Origin of the sequence: Paenibacillus soyae (assembly GCF_024623455.1) — a bacterium.
Classification (GTDB): Bacteria; Bacillota; Bacilli; order Paenibacillales; family Paenibacillaceae; genus Pristimantibacillus; species Pristimantibacillus soyae.
In genome coordinates this window covers 260,879-277,943 of the sequence record NZ_JANIPJ010000001.1, presented here as the reverse complement: position 1 = coordinate 277,943, position 17,065 = coordinate 260,879, and the positions used below count along the sequence as shown (strand labels likewise).

Annotated in this window: 9 protein-coding genes; 1 reads left to right on the top strand and 8 read right to left on the bottom strand. The window is 54.4% G+C overall.

The window, feature by feature from the left end:
- Positions 1-55 precede the first annotated feature (55 nt).
- The 5 genes from NQZ67_RS01240 to yicI all read right to left on the bottom strand — a co-directional run bounded on the left by NQZ67_RS01240 (position 56) and on the right by yicI (position 8,292).
- Positions 56-1,786, bottom strand: a complete 1,731-nt coding sequence (locus NQZ67_RS01240; protein ID WP_257442027.1) for an ABC transporter substrate-binding protein — start codon at positions 1,784-1,786, stop codon at positions 56-58.
- A 209-nt stretch (positions 1,787-1,995) separates the two neighbouring features.
- Complete coding sequence (locus tag NQZ67_RS01235) at positions 1,996-2,895, bottom strand: carbohydrate ABC transporter permease (RefSeq protein ID WP_257442026.1); 900 nt, start codon at positions 2,893-2,895, stop codon at positions 1,996-1,998.
- Between the two features lie 12 nt (positions 2,896-2,907).
- Positions 2,908-3,885 (bottom strand): ABC transporter permease, encoded by a 978-nt coding sequence (locus NQZ67_RS01230; protein ID WP_257442025.1) that lies wholly within the window; start codon positions 3,883-3,885, stop codon positions 2,908-2,910.
- Between the two features lie 129 nt (positions 3,886-4,014).
- Positions 4,015-5,814: a sensor histidine kinase gene (locus NQZ67_RS01225; RefSeq protein ID WP_257442024.1), complete on the bottom strand. Its 1,800-nt coding sequence runs from the start codon at positions 5,812-5,814 to the stop codon at positions 4,015-4,017.
- 159 nt (positions 5,815-5,973) lie between these two features.
- On the bottom strand, positions 5,974-8,292 hold the full coding sequence (gene yicI, locus NQZ67_RS01220; RefSeq protein WP_257442023.1) for an alpha-xylosidase: 2,319 nt from the start codon (positions 8,290-8,292) through the stop codon (positions 5,974-5,976).
- 134 nt (positions 8,293-8,426) lie between these two features.
- On the opposite strand from yicI, the gene NQZ67_RS01215 reads away from it, so the two are divergent.
- Complete coding sequence (locus NQZ67_RS01215) at positions 8,427-9,323, top strand: AraC family transcriptional regulator (RefSeq protein ID WP_257442022.1); 897 nt, start codon at positions 8,427-8,429, stop codon at positions 9,321-9,323.
- A 253-nt stretch (positions 9,324-9,576) separates the two neighbouring features.
- Here the strand turns inward: NQZ67_RS01215 and NQZ67_RS01210 are convergent, their stop codons facing one another.
- From NQZ67_RS01210 to NQZ67_RS01200, 3 genes are all read right to left on the bottom strand, one after another.
- Positions 9,577-11,130, bottom strand: coding sequence for a response regulator transcription factor (locus NQZ67_RS01210; RefSeq protein ID WP_257442021.1), 1,554 nt, complete (start codon positions 11,128-11,130; stop codon positions 9,577-9,579).
- A gap of 282 nt (positions 11,131-11,412) precedes the next feature.
- Entirely contained in the window at positions 11,413-14,883 is a 3,471-nt protein-coding gene (locus tag NQZ67_RS01205; RefSeq protein ID WP_257442020.1) for a glycoside hydrolase family 2 TIM barrel-domain containing protein, read from the bottom strand.
- An 18-nt stretch (positions 14,884-14,901) separates the two neighbouring features.
- Positions 14,902-16,983: an alpha-glucuronidase family glycosyl hydrolase gene (locus NQZ67_RS01200; protein ID WP_257442019.1), complete on the bottom strand. Its 2,082-nt coding sequence runs from the start codon at positions 16,981-16,983 to the stop codon at positions 14,902-14,904.
- Positions 16,984-17,065 lie beyond the last annotated feature (82 nt).

Here is a 17,065-nt window from a genome sequence, read left to right as displayed (position 1 = left end):
CGAAACTCAAGAAGAAGGCCCGAACATGTAGTCGGGCCTTTCCTTTATGAGCCTATTATTTAACTTCTTTTCCTGTGAAGAGCGCTACGCGTGCTTTAACAAGCTCCGTATATTCCGCTTCCATTTCTTTCGCGCCGGCTTTGTCCAGCTCGGCCAGGAAGTCGTCGTATACTTTGTCGAAGTTTTCAGGCTTCGTCAGAACGGCTTCAGGAATTCTCTTGCGGATGATATCTTGCGTTTTTTGGAACGTAACTTGGTAGTCGCCGTCTGTTGGAACCGGCATGTTGTACAGCGCGCCCCAATCTTTTGCAGGCAGATCCGCTTCGGATGGGAACAGGTCCTTCCAAGTTGTCGCGTTGTAAGCGGCAAGCGTCTCTTTCTCTGCTTCTGTATAACCGGCAACGATCTGCTCAGGGAAGTTCGTCGTGTAGTAGTTGCCCGTCGAATCTTTGACGCCATCGCCGTAATGGGCGCTGAATATGCGGTATTGGCCGATGCCTGTTTCTTTCTGGAAGTTCGATGCGTCGTTCACTTTGCGGTCTTGAATTTCAGCAGGGATTACACGCTGGCCGTTAGCGTCAACCGTGTAATGCTTGCCTTCGATACCCCAGTTGCGGAGCACTTGGCCTTCATCGGATGCGAGCCAATCCAGGAACTTGATCAGGCGAACCGGATCCTTTGCTTCTGTCGTGATCGCGATGCCGTAGCCGTCAACGCCAGCAGGCTGGAACGATTTGTCTTGATATTCCTCTGTCAAAGTAACTGGGAAGTGAGCGTACGTGTACTCGTCTTTGCCAGCCGTTTTCAGAGCGTTCTCCGCGTCTTGGTAGCCCCACTCTTGGTCGATCAGACCGAGAACGCGGCCGCTCGCGATTTTCGCTTTGTACTGGTCGTCTTTTTGCACGAACGTGTCTTTGTCAAGCAGACCTTCGTTGTACATTTTGTTCAGCCAACGGAAGTATTCTTTCTCTTCCGGACGTTTGTAGTGGAGCATTGCTTCGTAAGTTTCAGGGTTCACGTAGTATTCGCCGTCATCAGGAGCGCCGGTCGCGAGGAACGCAGGGTTCGTTACGCTGATCATGATTCTCCAGTCGTCCGCGTTAAGCGTCAAAGGAATCGTCGGCTGACCGTCTGTTTCCGGGTGAAGCTTCACGTATTCACGCAATACGTTTTCGAAATCTTCAACGGTGCGAACTTCCGGATAGCCCAGCTCTTTCAGAACGCGCTGTTGAATTTCGAAGCCGCCGCCAGCGTCGAAGTATTGTTGATCCACGCCGCCGTTCGTCACGATTTGGTAGATGGCTTGGTCTTCATTGCTGTATTTCAGTCGGTTCATGTTTTCGCTAAAAATTTTCTTGATGTTCGGAGCATGCTCTTCGATAAGCGGAGCAAGGTCGATGATCAGACCTGCGTCTACGAGGCTGCTCAAGCTGCCTTTGGCGAAGATGAAGTCAGGCACGTCGCCGCTCGCGGCCATAAGAGCCAGCTTATTCTCGCCGCCGCCTGCGCCTACGTCATATTCGGCTTCGATCGTTACGCCTGTTTTTTCAGTGATGTATTTGCCTACGTCATCCTGCATGTTGTTCCAGTTCGGGCTTGCATCGGCGCCGAAGAACGTGAATGTTACCGGGCTTGTATCTGCCGCTTCTTCATTGCCGCTGTTAGTGCCAGTATTGCCTGTGTTGCCCGTGTTTTCTGGCTTGTTGTTGTTGCCGGAGCATCCGCCGATCAGCAGAGTCGTTGCGAGCAACAAAGTGGCCAATGTTTTTGGATTTCTCCACTTCATTTGTCTTTCCCCCTCAACATGATAGTAGCTATATTGTATATCAGGCAAAACCTGCTTATACCGGGATGAATAATTGGTATTCTAGTAAAACCATGGTAGTAAGGGCTTACATTCTTTTCTTAAAAAGAACTGCCAGACTTCTTCCCCTTGAGGCGGAGCTTTATGCTCCGCCTTCGTAAGGGAAATCCTTGCGATGGATTGGACTTAACTTATGCTTTTACCGCGCCCAGCGTCATGCCGGAGATAAAGTATCTTTGCAGGAAAGGATAGATGAACAGGATCGGAATCGTAACGACGATCGTAATGGCCATCTTGATCGATTCGGGCGACACCTGCGCCATCTGGTTCGCCATATCGTTGGCGTTCACCATCTTCGCGCCTTGGTTGGTGCTCTGAAGGACTTTCATGAGTTCGAATTGCAGCGTAGTCAAATGCGGTTTGTTGCCGTTATAGAGATACGTATCGAACCACGCGTTCCATTGGCCGACGGCCAGGAACAAAGAGATGGTTGCCAATACCGGTTTACAAAGCGGCAGGATAACCCGGTAGAAGATGGTAAAGTCGTTCGCTCCGTCCAGCTTAGCGGACTCCTGCAGCGCATAAGGCAGATTGTCGATGAAGGAACGGATAACGAATACGTTGAAGGCGCTGACGAGACCCGGAAGGATGTAGATCCAGAACGTTCCGATCAGGTCCAGATGACGCATCAGCATGTAGGTTGGAACAAGTCCGCCCGAGAAGTACATAGTTAGAGCCAAAATCAAGGAAAACATTTTACGGGATTTGAAATCCGGACGGCTCAGCACGTATGCCAGCATGGATGCGCTCAGCAAACCAAGGAGCGTACCCGAAATCGTGCGGAGTATCGTAATTTTCAAGCCTTGCAGCAGTCCCGTATAGCTGAAGATGGTTGCGTAATTTTCCCAGGTTAATTCGCGAGGCCAGAGATAGATGCCGCCGCGGACCGTATCTTGCGAGTCATTTAATGAAATGGCAAGCACGTTCAGGAAGGGATACAGAGTAACCACCATAATCAGCAGCATGATGATAACGTTGACCGTATCGAAAACCTTATCGGACTTCGTAGCGTTGAATGCTTTGTCTGACATGTTGTCCCCTCCTTACATGATGCTTTCTTTTGTTAGTTTTTTCATAACGCCGTTCGCTGTGAGCAGCAGGAAAATACTGATGACCGATGTGAAAATACTGATCGCCGTACCGTAAGAGAAGCGGCTGATGCCGATACCGTAGTTCAAGGCATACAAGTCGAGCACCTCGGAATAATCGGTAACAAGCGAGTTCTGAAGCTGGAATTGCTTCTCGAAGCCGATCCCGATCAAGTGGCCGATGGACATAATCAGGAGCACGGAGATCGTGGTCCGGATGCTTGGCAGCGTGATGCTCCACATCTGTCTGAACCGTCCCGCTCCGTCGACGCGCGCCGCTTCGTACATCTCTTTATCGATGCCCGCGATAGCCGCGAGATAGATGATCGCGTTCCAGCCGGTTTCCTTCCAGACGTCGGCGCCGGTTACGATTCCCCAGAACCATTCGCCTTTGGCCATGAACTGGATTGGTTCGTTTATGACCCCTAACCAGAGCAGCAGTTCGTTGACAATGCCGCCCTCGATGGAAAGCATTTTCGTTACTATGCCCCCGACAACGACCCAGGATACAAAGTGGGGCAAATAAGAAACCGTTTGCACCGTACGTTTAAAAAACTTGCCTCTTAGCTCGTTTAAGAATATCGCGAACGCGATCGGGACAACGAATCCCGCGATGATCCCCATGACGCTCATCGCAAGCGTGTTCCTCAGTACGAGATAGAACCTCTCGTCTTGGAACAAGTCGATAAAGTTTTCGAGTCCTACCCACTTCTGTTCACCAAACGATTTGGCCGGCTTGTAGTTCTGGAACGCCATCGTCCAGCCCCACACTGGCAGGTAGTTGAAGACGAACAACCATATAATGAATGGCAAGGACATCAAGTATAAATACTTTTGCTGTACCAGCGTCTTCCATACTCCTCTTTCCCGTTTCTTCTGCGGTGTAGGGGCAACGCTTTCATGATCTGAAGCTTTTGTTGGCAGCGTTTCCATCGGTGCAATCCCCCCTCTGTTCTATAGCTTTATGATAAAGCAGAGGGGATATCGTAAATACCCTATAGATTTTAAACAAAACCATATAAAAATTAGTCATGGAATTTGTCGGATTTTAGGACACCGCTTTTACATACCCTGCTCTGGAGCAGACGGTGCAGCCGGCAGCGTGAATACAAACGTCGTTCCATGCCCGTATTCGCTTGCGATTCGAAGGCCATGTCTCTCGCCGAACGTCATGACGAGCCGCTCGTGCACATTCCTTAGTCCGATCCGGTTTGTCCCGGAATCCTCCGGGCTGGAAAGCGTGGACTCCACCTCCTTCAGCCTCTCCGGCGTCATGCCGAGCCCGTCGTCACGAACGGTGACGACCGCTTCCTTCCCTTCCATTCGAATGATCAAGTCGACCTTGACGCCGTTTTCCTTGCCTTCGACGCCATGCACGACGGCATTCTCGATAAGCGGCTGGATAATGAGCGGCGGCACTTGTACATCGTGGGCGTCGGGATCGATCGTTAGCTCGTAGTGGAGCCGTTCTTCGTACCTGAATTTTTGGATATCCAAATAAGACCGGACCATCTCGATCTCTTCCTTCAGCGGGATATGGTCGCGCCCGACCTCCAGATTTTTGCGCATCAGCTTGGCGAGCATGCGGACGACCGTGGCGATTTCCCTCTCGCCTTTCATTAATGCGTTCATCCGGATCGATTCCAGGGCGTTGAACAGGAAATGCGGGTTGATCTGGCTCGCCATCATCTTCAGCTTGATCTCCCGCTGCGCCAGCTCGAGAGCATTGTTCTGCTCCGTCTTCTCCACGACCTGCACGACCAGCGTCCGGATGCTGTCCACCATGTAGTTGAATTGACGCGACAATTGACCGATCTCGTCATTCCCGTCGATACGGGAGACGACATGAAGGTCACCCAGCGCCAGCCTGTTCAGGTGGCGGCTCAGCCGAAGCAGCCGATTCGTCGTTAACAGGGAAACGGTAGCGACAAAAAATAACGCGATAAGTAGAACGAGCAAGATGAGGAATAAGCCGATTACGCTGACGCGGTTCGCGTCTTGGACGATCGATTCGGTGGTGAATACCGATATGATTCGCAGACTGCTGGCGCTCAGCTCCGGCGTGAGCTTATCCACGACGACGTAAGATGGCTCCCCGTTAATGTCGAGCTTGTGGCTCCCAACCGGCACTTCGCTTAGATCGGCGCCGTATTCCAACGCGTTAAGCGTCTTCCCTACGAGCGAATGATTTTGGGCGGCTACCACATAACCCCGATCATCCGCGATCAGCGTCTCGAACGGCTCCTGCGCGAGCATCCGGTTCAATTCCTGCTGATCGAGCGACACCATCAGAACGCCGGACGCTTGCCGATCCTGGAAGGATACCTGCCGAATCAAGCTCAGCTTGCGCACCGGAATATGCTCCTCGTCGTTAATGTAGTACCAGTTCACGTTTTTGGACGCTTTGGCCTGTTGATACCAATGCCTGTCCCTGATCTCTTCGTCGACCGGTATTAGCTCGAGATTATTAATCAAGGTCGGATTCTCGTAATAGAACCGGATTCCGCTTAATTCGCGATAAAATTTAAAGAAGGTTTTAAAGCCTTCATAAGCGCGGTACTCCTTGGTCAGCTCGAGCACGCTCTCATATCTCGTCGTAGCCACTCGCTCAAGCCCCGTGTCCAGCAGAAGCTTATCCGATACCTCGAGAGGAATGCGCAACATGTTAGTCAGCTGGGTTTTGGTCTTCTCGACATTGTTGATCGCCTGTTCGATCGCCCGGTCCATCGCCTGAGCCCGGAAGTAGCCGACGACTACGCCCCCTATGATCATGACGGGAATCATGACGACCAATATATAGGAAGCGATTAATTTATGCCTCAGCTTAAGGTTATTCGTCAGCCTTATCCACTTGTACAACATAGCGGCAGTCCGTCCTTCGCGTTTATTTATATAAATGCTAATATCCCCTCTTAAAAGAAGAGGGGATATCGTGCATTCGGCCGGAATTCCGGCTCTTTAGCTACATCTTAATGGATTTGGGCCGCCGCCGGCAACCTCCGGTTAAGGCGAATTCAAAGCTTACAAGGAAATAATCAGCTCGGCGGAGCCGGAGAACGCGGACACCTCAACCGTGCCGTCAGCAGCCAGCTTGCCGCCTTGCGCGCCAGATGCCGCGCCCATGCCGTACAGCGATACGCGGAACGGCTTGCCTGCGCCTTGGGCGCGAACGGTGATGCGGGATCCCTCTCGCAGGGCCGTAACCGTCAGCTCAACCTCGCCTTTGACGTTACGTACCGTGCGGGACGCCTCGCGACCCTCTTCCAATTGGTACAGTCCCAGCTCAACGCCGTCTGCAAAGTCGTAGTCCGGACGGGTATCCACCGCGCCTTTAGGCAGGATCGTGTTCGGACGGACGAACAGAGGGAGGCTGAAGAAATCATGCGTCTCGCGCAGCCATTTGCCGCCTTCGACCGTCTTGCCGGACAGCAAGTGAGTCCAGCTGCCTTCTGGCAGGTAGTACGTAACTTCGCCTTGCTCGCTGAATACCGGCGCGACAAGAAGCGAATCGCCGAGCATATATTGACGGTCGAGCATCTCCGCGCCCGGATCGTTCGGGAATTCAAGGAACATCGCTCTCATCGTCGGCACGCCTCTCTCGGTCGCGTAGACGGCCGTATCGAACATGTACGGCATAAGCGTGCATTTCAGCTTCGTGAAGAAACGAGTGACGTCGACCGCTTCGTCGTCGTACGCCCAAGGCACTCGGTATGAGCTCGAGCCGTGCAGACGGCTGTGGCTGGACAAGAGGCCGAACGCAAGCCAGCGCTTGAATACATGCGACGGTGCCGTGTTCTCGAAGCCGCCGATGTCGTGGCTCCAGAAGCCGAAGCCGGAAAGGCCTAGAGACAGGCCGCCGCGAAGGCTTTCCGCCATCGATTCATAATCGGCATAGCAGTCTCCGCCCCAGTGAACCGGGAACTTCTGGCCGCCAACCGTAGCCGAACGGGCGAACAATGCCGCTTCATTTTTGCCGAGCTTCTCCTCGAGAACCTCGAATACGACTTTATTGTAAAGCTGCGTGTAATAGTTGTGCATCTTCTGTGGGTCGGAGCCGTCGAAATAAACCACGTCTTCCGTCGGAATTCTTTCGCCGAAGTCCGTCTTGAAGCTGTCCACGCCCATGTCGACCAGTTCGCGCAGGTAGCCGGCGAACCATTCGCAGGCAGCAGGATTCGTGAAGTCCACAAGCGCCATGCCCGGCTGCCACATGTTCCACTGCCATACGTCGCCGTTAGTCCGTTTTACTAAGTAGCCGTTTTTCTTGCCTTCTTCGAACAAGCGCGAACGCTGACCGATGTAGGAGTTGATCCAAACGCAAATTTTCAGGCCTTTTTCTTTCAAGCGCTTCAGCATGCCGACCGGATCCGGGAAGACGCGTTCGTCCCATTTGAAATCCGTCCAGTGGAATTCGCGCATCCAGAAGCAGTCGAAGTGGAACACGTGCAGAGGCAGGTCGCGCTCGGCCATGCCGTCGACGAACGAATTCACCGTTGCTTCGTCATAGTTCGTCGTGAAGGAAGTCGTCAGCCACAGGCCGAACGTCCATGCCGGCGGCAGCGCAGGCTTGCCGGTAAGAGCCGTGTACTTATCCAGTACGTCCTTCGGCTCCGGTCCGTCGATAACGAAGTACTCGATCGATTCGCCCGGTACGCTGAATTGCACTTTTTTCACTTTTTCCGAAGCTACTTCGAAAGAAACGCCGCCCGGGTCGTTGACGAATACGCCGTAGCCTTTGTTCGTCACGTAGAACGGAATGTTCTTGTACGCCTGCTCCGAGCTAGTGCCGCCGTCCTTATTCCAGATGTCAACGACTTGCCCGTTTTTCACGAACGAAGTGAACCTCTCACCAAGGCCATATACCCACTCGCCGACTGTCAGATCCAGCTCTTCGCGCATGAAGACGTCTCCGCTTGGATCCGTGACATGAGCCATCGATTTGAACGAGCTGCCGGTAATGCGTTGCGTGCCGCGGAAGAAATCGACCTTCCACTGCGGGCCCTTGGATACGCGGACGCTCAGTTCGCCGCTTCTCAGCTCGGCGTACGATTCGTCCTGCGTAATGACCGCATGTCCGCTCGAAGTCTCAAGCTCGAATGCCGGTCCATGGTCGACCGTTCCGGCGAAATGCGTCAGCTTTACTCCGATAACGCCCGGCATCGGCGAATGGAATTGCACCGTTAGGAGAGTCGTATTGATCATGTTGCCGCGTCCTTGAATCGGCGTGGTCGACACCGCCACGTTCAAAGTTCCGTCCTGCTCCCAAATCTCATGAGCTTGAACCGCCGTGGAAAGCTCATATCCTTCTCTAATCATCCAGTTGCCATCCGTAAATTTCATCCGTTGAGAAGCCGCCCTTCTATCCTTAATTTTTTTACTACTATTCCCTCAATAATTGCATTATACTGATTGTTATGGAACCAAACTAACATAATTCAGCCGATTTATAACACGATCATGACGAGGTGATACGATTGGACCCTACAACAAGACACTCCCTCAAGGAAAGCCGAACCCATGGAGACGAGCAGCATCCGTTCGGCACGTATTGGCTCAAATACGGCCCCGGCGAGCATGTCATCGACTGCCATTGGCACGACGAAGCCGAAATCTTCTATTGCCGCGAAGGCGAAACGTTGTTTCAGGTGGATACCGACTATTTTCTAGTCCGAGCGGGAGAAGCCGTTTTCGTGGACGGAGGCGATATTCATGCCGCCCACTCGCATGGCAGCGAAGGCTGCTCGTTTTTCTCGCTCGTGTTTGATACGAATTTGCTCGCGAGCGCGAACTATGACGCCGTGCAGGAGAAGCTGATTCTCCCGCTAATCGAGCGGCAGGCGACGTTCCCTCGGCATATGAAGCGCGACGAGCCGCACGAGCTCCGTCTGCTGGATCATATTGCCGCCATGATGGACAGCTGCTACGATCAGCGGCAAGGCTTCGAAGGCGCCGTGAAGGGCCGTTTGTTTCTGATGCTCGCAGAGCTTGCGGCAAGCGGCAAGCTCTGCAGCCGGACGGATAGCAGTCGAAGCGAATCGTCCAAGATCGAACGGCTGAAGGTCGTCATTGAATATATTCAGCAGCACTACGAACGGCAAATCCGCTTGTCCGAGCTGGCCGCCCTCATCCCGATGAGCGAAGGCCACTTCTCCCGTTTCTTCAAATCCATGACCCGCCAGAGCCCGATGGATTACATCAACTCCTACCGGATCAGGCAAGCGGCCGAGCTGCTTCGCCAGCAGGAGAGGAAGATTTCGGACATCGCGATGGAGGTTGGCTACGACAACATCAGCTATTTCATCCGGGTATTCCGCAAAATGATGAACTGCTCGCCATCGGACTTCCGCAAGAAGCTGCAGCCGGAAGAATAGTCTCTCTCCGGCTCGACTCATCCCTTAATATGGCCCGATGCTCTCGCCTCGAACCGGGATACTTTGACTCCGAAGTGGGAAAATTCCATTACTATTGTTGCTCACACTTATCATACCGTGTAATGGAAGCGCTTAAACACGGTTATAATTAGCTGCTTTTTCATGTAATAATCTTACGTTAGCACTTTTTTTGCACAAAAAACGCGAATCCCTTTACTCGAGATTCGCGCTTTTTGCGTAGCAACCTTCTGACTTATGCATGATGAGCCGTCTTCCGGTAAGCGGAAGGCGACGTTCCGACGTACTTTCTGAATTTGGTGTGGAAATAATCAACGTTGGTGTAGCCGACCTTCTCCGCCACCTGGTACACCTTCATGCCTTCTTCGAGCAGAGCCTTCGCCTTCTCGATTCGAACTTTATCCAGATAGGTGTTGAAGTATTCGCCGGTCACGTTTTTGAACAGCTTGCCCAGATAGGCGCTGTTGTAATTGAAGATGCCGGATAGCGTCTCCAGCTTCAGGTTGTCGCTGAAATTACGATGTATCAAGTCCAGCATCATTTTCACTTCGCGATGATTCCCGCCTTCGCTCAGCTGACTCATCATCTGCTCGAGGAAATGTCCGGCTTTGTCGTAGACGCCTTGCAGCGTACGGACTTTATAAATCTCCGCGATATAATCCGAATATTCTTCGCTCCGGCTCTGCAGCTGGGGAGATTGCTTGAGTCCTTTGCCCAAAATGGAAGTAAGCAGCTCGACGAAACGGCGTTTAATCTCCCCTTCTCCGTATCCCTGCGCCATCAGGCTCTGACCTGTCTGCCGAAGAAGAGCTTGCATCGTCTCTTTGTTGCCTACCTCCAGCGCATAGTACAACTGCTCCTTGCAGGTTTCCGTGCTGCGGCTTTGTTCGGCGGCGGCCGCTTGCTCGCCCGTTTGGTCCATATCCGGACATAGCAACTGGCCGTCACCTATAAAAAAATGTTTTTTGTTCAAATCCCTTGCCGCGGCATACGAGCTTGCGATTTCCGAGAGCGAGTGAACCTTCGGTCCGATCGACACTGAGAATTCCGTGTCCGACTTCTGCAGCTCCCGTTGAATCTCCTTGTAGATCTCGTCCTTCTCCACGCTAAGAATCGGCTCCTTCAGCAGGACGCCAATTTTCGATTGATTCGTAAATACATAGCCGCGGCCCGGCCGCTCGAACAGCTCCGTCAGCAGCCGCTGCAAGCCCGCTTGCACGTCCGCGTCCAGCTCATCGTCGTTCTGATGCACCGAGAGCAGCAGCACCTGATAGCTGCTCCATCGTAATCCGAGATGCTCCGCTTCCTGCTCAAGGCTTCCCTTCTCCTCCGCCGCGCCGTTCAGGAGCGACCGGATGAACGCCTCCCTGCCCCATTCCGTCGTGGCTTGCTGCCATCGTTCCGCGTACCGTTCCCGCTCGATCTGCTCCTTGATTCTCGTCAAATAATCGACAAGCTCGTCTTCGTCCACCGGCTTCATCAAATAGCCGTCCGCCCTATGGGCCATCGCCTTCTTGGCGTAATCGAAATCCGCGTAGCCGCTCAATATGAGAATATGCAGCTTATTGTCCATAGCCCGCAGCTTGCCTGCCAGCTGCAGGCCGTCCATCCCCGGCATCCGAATATCCGCGATGACAAGATCGGGACGTATTTCTTTATATTTATCCAATGCTTCGTTTCCGTTAGCCGCCGTATCCATTACGGTGAATCCGTAGGACTGCCAATCGATAACAGCACGCAAGCCTTCTCTCTGCTTAGGCTCATCATCGACTATAAGCACCTTGATCATACTGATTCCTCCCGCTGACTTTATGTCTAGAATGGGCATCAGTCCGATGCTTTATCCATTTAACCGTTGGTTATTAGTTTTAATCCTCCGCTTGAAGCGCTTTCACATTATTATACGAAAATGAAACGCTTACACACAAACATTATCTTGTTCATTTGTTGCACTATTTTGATGAATAGTTTTCCAACCAATTTTCAAGAACGCCTATTTACAGCAATTTCGAGAGATTAGTTGTAAAAAAAACATCAATCCGCGTCATCCGAGGATTGATGTTTTAGTTTACTATTCTATGCTCTCTTCCTTCTCGAATTGGAACCATCCAAAGTCGAATTGGCTGCCCGGAAGGAAGATGAAGGTAACCTTCATCATGCCCCTAACCCGGTCAATTCGGTACCTCCGTTCCTCGTAGCCGCTCGTCCGTTCGAACTCCACCACCTGAGCGCTTTCACCGTTCTCTCCATCGAACCGGATATGGATCGTGTTTTTGTCGACTGGGGAGTTGCCGTTTATAACCAGCCACCCTGCCCCATCCTCCGCAAAATCCAATTCCGTGAATTCAAGGGAAACATTGTTGCCGATTCCTTCCACGCAGTTACCGGCCATCGCGAACGTATCGCCGTAGATTCTATCGCAGGATGCGGCGGAATTCCGCTCGAATGCCCGGCTTTGCCGTTCGAACGTAAAGCCCTTGATATGAACCTTCTGGCGCAATACGAAACAAATCGACGTTATTCCCCGCAGCCTTTTGTCCAGACGGTAGGTCTCCTCCTGATACACGTTCCAACGGGACGGCTTCTGGTATACGGCGTCCGCGATTAGCGCGCCGCCCTCGTCCGGCATCCCCTCCCAGATCTGCAGCGCATAGGGCTCGTTCGACAATGCGAAGATCGGAATCGTTATCGTATCGGAGCCGTAAGGACCGAAGTCGATATCCCGGAAGCCTACGTGCGTCTCTCCGTCCCTGCTGGTCGCCACGCCTCTCTCATTCCCGTTGCCGACCTCGCCCTTTCCGTAATCGTAAAGGCCTGCTGTGATAAATCCGTACGGATTCTTATAAGCCGTTCCGAGTCCCGTCGCCTGAAATTCCAGCTGCGAGATGAGCTTTGTCTTATCCGTCCCGTTCCTGCTGGTGCAGCGGAGCCGGAAGGAGCCGTCGCCGATCGCGGTTACCTTCGCCGTAAGCCCGTTTGCTTCGACCTTGGCTATATTCGAGTCGATGCCCTCGTCCGTTACGGCGCGCCACTCCACCTCGCGATATGACGCATGCTCCGGCCATAGCTTGGCTCGGACAATAAGCTCTCGCTCCATTTCGTCGAAGCGCTGCCCCTTCTCGCTAATGATTTCGATCTTGCGCAGCGGAATTTCCTCCGGTTGGCCCGTTACGCAAGGCAAATCCCGATTCCTTTCGTTTGCGGATACCCCTTCGGCAGCTCCCTCGCCAACCGAATACGACATGAATGCCGCAGTAACGGAGCTCATGCCCTCCGAATGGACGGTCACCTGTATGTTGCCCGGCTGAAGCGTCGAGCCGATAATCGCCATCAGCTTTCCGCTGAACAGTCGTCTGCTGGTTCCTTTGTAGGGGTCGAAATCCGTGCTGTCCCCGTTGTCGAGGCCAAGCAGACGCCCCTCGCCCGTCACCTCCACCCGCACCCGATTGTTCGCGTTGTCGACCGTGTGTCCGTCCGCATCCACCATGCCGATCTCCAGGAAAATCAGATCCTCGCCGTCGGCCGCCAGCCTCTCTTTATCCGCATGGAGGCGGATGGCAGCCGCGTCGCCGAACGAACGTCTTACATCGGTGGCGATGATGTTCCCCGCCTCGTCATATGCGATCGCTTTGATTTCTCCGCTCGCGTAAGGCAGCTTCCACCAGCCCACCAGCTGAGCGCCGTGCTCGTGATCAATAATATGGGTCCCGACGCTGACGCCGTCTGCCAGCAGCTCAATCTTTGGCGCGTTCGAGCAGACGCGGACGTCGATCATTTGCCCGTCGTTGAAATCCCAATACGGGAACACGTGCACCATCGGCTGCTTCCGGTAATCGGTCCAAGCCGCTTGATAGACGTAATAGGAATCCTTTTTGAAAGTGGCCGTATCGATCTGCCCGAAATAGCTGTTTTTCGTATGATAGGGAGTCGGTTCTCCAATGTAGTCGAAGCCGGTCCATAGAAACTGCCCCAGCGAGAAGGGTGTGTCCCGCTCCGCGATGATGCAGGCTTCGGCTGACTTCGCCCCCCAGCTCGTCGAGCTGTTCCCGAGCGCCGAGCATTGCTCGTCATCGTCCGCCAGAATCGACTTCTCGAACGGGAAATGATAGATGCCCCTGCTCTGGACGACCGAGGCGGTCTCGCTTCCGTAGATGATCCAATCCGGATGCTCTTCGTGATGCTTCCCGTAATACTTCTCCGCGTAGTTATAGCCCGCCAGCTTGACGATGTCGGCGCATTTCCGCGCGTTCTCCCACGGCATATAGTTAGAGCCGATCGTCACTCTCGCATTCCGCTTCGGATCGAACTCCAGCACGTATTCCATCAGCATGCGGGTTACTTCCTGCCCTCTTTCGTCCGCGTGCGTGTCGTAAATCTCGTTCCCGATGCTCCACATCAGCAGGCTCGGATGGTTGCGGTCGCGCCTCACCCAGCTTTTCACGTCGCGATACGCCCACTCCGGGAAGAAGCGGGCGTAATCGTAAGGCGTCTTCGGCCGTTCCCACATATCGAACGCCTCGGAGACGACGAACAATCCCATCTCGTCGGCAAGCTCCATCAGCTCGGGAGCCGGCATGTTATGAGCCGTCCGGATCGCGTTGACGCCCATCTCCTTCAGAATGGCAAACCTTCTGCGCAGCGCCTGTTTGTTGAACGCCGCTCCGAGCGCGCCGAGGTCATGATGCTCGCAAACCCCGTTCAGCTTCAGACGCTCTCCGTTCACCCGCAGGCCTTGCTCTGGCTCCATCTCTATGGTTCGGAAGCCGATGTTCTGCGAGACGGTCTCCAGCACCTCGCCGGGACGCCCCGTGGAGTCGGCCGCATCCCCGCGAAGAAGCCTCGTCACCAACCGGTATAGCCTCGGCTCGTCCGGGCTCCATAGAAGCGGAGCTTCGACCGTCAACGTCTGTCGGTTGCGCTGCGCCTCGCCGCTTCCCGCGGCTACGGGCTCGAAGCCGGCGGCAACGCTCTGCCCCTTATAGGAAATTTCGTGCGAGATGACCGCCCCATCCTCGGCGAGCGCCTCCGTCTCGATCTCGATGCTCCAGACGTTTCCCTGCTTATGCATAGAAACATAGACGCCATCCGTTTCGATGAACGCCGCGCCTCTCGTCTTAAGCCAGACGTTGCGATAGATGCCTGCACCCGAATACCAGCGGCTGTTCGGGCTTTGATGCCGAACTTTTACTAGGATTTCATTTTCGCCGTCGACAAGAGCGTCCGTGATGTCGTGCTCGAACGAAGAGTACCCGTATTTCCATTCGCCGACGAAGCTCCCGTTGACATAGACGGATGAATCCATGTACACCCCGTCGAACGCTAGCAGCAGGCGCTGCCGTTCAGAGGCGGAACCATAAGGCCGTTCAAGGGCGAATCTCTTTCTATACCAGCCGATCCCGTTCTCGTACAGAGCCGTCGTCTGGTAGATCAGCCAGTCATGAGGAAGGTCGACCGCCTCGAAGCGCAGGTCCCGGAAATCCTCGGCATCGAGACCGCTTTTCGCGAATTCCCATCCGTCGTTGAATAACGTTTTTTTGTTCATCGTCGATCCTCTCCCCGCCTAGTAAATCAATCGGCCGTAAGCATCTGCGATTCCGGACTTCCGGTAGAAATACGTATTGATGACGTCCCGCCATTCCTTGGCGTGCTCGCTTTGCTCGCGAAGACGGGCCGCCGCCAGGCGGAAGTAGCCGTTCTCCAGCTTTCCTTCAAGCGTCTGCCATGACTCAAGCAGCTCGAGCGCTTCCTCCGCCCCTGCGAAATGCGTATCATATATATGCTGAATGACGGTTTTGCCGCTCTTCAGGGCATGCGTGTAAGGGACATGGTGGAAAAACAGCAGCAGCTCGTCGGGACAAAGCTCCGCCGAGTTGTAGGTCTCCCGCCAAGGCGAATGATATTGCGCCGCATAGCCGGTCCCCGTCCCGATCGTCCGGTCCACCCCGATGCCATGGCAATCCGCGAAGTGGTACGTCCCCCACTTCGAATATTCGTAGCCGTCCACGTTCGGACCGTAATGATGGCCCGGATTAACCATCCAACCCACGCCAAGCGGGGAGGTGTAGCTCTCGTAAATGCCCCATGACCGGTGCAAAATGTCCTCAACGACTTCCCCTACGCTCGGGTCGCCGCCCAAGGTCCGGCGAATCCATTCCTTTGTAATCTGCTCCGCCGGCAGCGCCGGATTCCACGTCAGGCGGCCGTAGCCGTACAGATTCGCCTGGGCGAGCGGATGTCCGGTCCAGCAGTCGTCGTCCCCGATGTTCGAGACGGCCGCGATTCCCCCGAGGGGCCGGTTATGTACGGCGCCGCTCGCGATTTTGGCGATCGTCGAGCCTTCGCCGGCTGCGTGAGTGTCGAAGTCCAGCACTTCCTTCCATAACGGCACGAGATAACACACATGCTTCTGCTGACCTGTATATTCCTGCGTAATTTGCAGCTCCAGCATTTGGTTCGTCCGGCTTAATCCACCGAACAGCGGCGATACCGGCTCGCGCACCTGGAAGTCCATCGGGCCGTTCTTGATCTGAAGAATGACATTATCCGCGAAGTTCCCGTCCAGCGGCGTGAAGTGATCGTATGCCGCCTTGGCCCGGTCCGTTCGGCGGTCCCGCCAGTCCTGCAGGCAGTTATAAACGAAGCAGCGCCAAATCACGATTCCGCCATGAGGCGCAAGCGCCTCCGCCAGCATGTTCGCGCCGTCTGCATGGTCTCGCCCGTACGTGAACGGGCCGGGTCGGAATTCGGAGTCGGCTTTCACTAGAAAGCCGCCGAACTCGGGAATGGCCCGGTATAGGACTGCCGCCCGATCCGCCCACCAGCTTCTGACCGAAGAGTCCAGCGGATCGGCCGTCGTCAATCCTCCGACCGCGATTGGACTTGCGAAATTAACGCTGAGGAATATCCGAATGCCGTAGGCGCCGAAGACGTCAGCGGCCTTCTTCAGTTCGCTTTCGAAAGCTTCCGTAATCAGCTTCGTCTCCACTCGATGGACGTTGACGTTGTTGATCGCGATCGCGTTGATGCCGACGGACGCGAGCAGCCGCGCGTAGTCGCGGACCCTCTCAAAATCCTCCGTAAACTTGCCTTCCCGGTAAAAAATCGACTTTCCGGCGTACCCCCGCTCGATCGAGCCGTCCATATTATCCCATTGGTTGATCATGCGAAGCCCGTTTGCCGGCTGCTCGACCACGCGCAGCGCGTTGATCGGTTCGCCTTGCTGCATCAGCCGAATGAGATGAAACACGCCGTACAAAGCCCCGGCTTCCGATCCCCCTACGACTGCGATACGATCCGCTTCTCCCGCTGCCCCTGGCAGTGTCCGAAGCAAATACCCTTCATCGCCGATTTGCGCGGTATCATCCGCCGTCAAGCGTTCAAGCTCAGGATCAAGCATCCCCTTCACGCCGATGAGGACGCCGGAGCTGAGCCGCTCGGGCGGAGCTGCGATTTTCGGCTGCTGCCCGGTAATGGCCCCGACAGCCTCCGCAAGCTCTTGAACCGCCGTAACTAGCACCTTGCTTGATCCGAGCGCCGATATGGCCGAGCATTGCGAGGCGTAGGCTTCTCGAACAATGCCGTACTGTGCCGCCTCATACCGCAGCCAAGCCTCGTATCCCGTTCTTTTTTCGTTTGTGAGCATACATAGCTCCCCCATTCCGAGAGAAAGGGCCGGACGCTTTCGTCCCCTCGAGGACGAAGCGCCCAGCCTGCTTTCTTCTTAT

Bases quoted from the DNA above. Each gene is read 5' to 3' on its own strand.
- NQZ67_RS01240 (WP_257442027.1), bottom strand. From the start codon at position 1,786: ATGAAGTGGAGAAATCCAAAAACATTGGCCACTTTGTTGCTCGCAACG.
- NQZ67_RS01235 (WP_257442026.1), bottom strand. From the start codon at position 2,895: ATGTCAGACAAAGCATTCAACGCTACGAAGTCCGATAAGGTTTTCGAT.
- NQZ67_RS01230 (WP_257442025.1), bottom strand. From the start codon at position 3,885: ATGGAAACGCTGCCAACAAAAGCTTCAGATCATGAAAGCGTTGCCCCT.
- NQZ67_RS01225 (WP_257442024.1), bottom strand. From the start codon at position 5,814: ATGTTGTACAAGTGGATAAGGCTGACGAATAACCTTAAGCTGAGGCAT.
- yicI (WP_257442023.1), bottom strand. From the start codon at position 8,292: ATGAAATTTACGGATGGCAACTGGATGATTAGAGAAGGATATGAGCTT.
- NQZ67_RS01210 (WP_257442021.1), bottom strand. From the start codon at position 11,130: ATGATCAAGGTGCTTATAGTCGATGATGAGCCTAAGCAGAGAGAAGGC.
- NQZ67_RS01205 (WP_257442020.1), bottom strand. From the start codon at position 14,883: ATGAACAAAAAAACGTTATTCAACGACGGATGGGAATTCGCGAAAAGC.
- NQZ67_RS01200 (WP_257442019.1), bottom strand. From the start codon at position 16,983: ATGCTCACAAACGAAAAAAGAACGGGATACGAGGCTTGGCTGCGGTAT.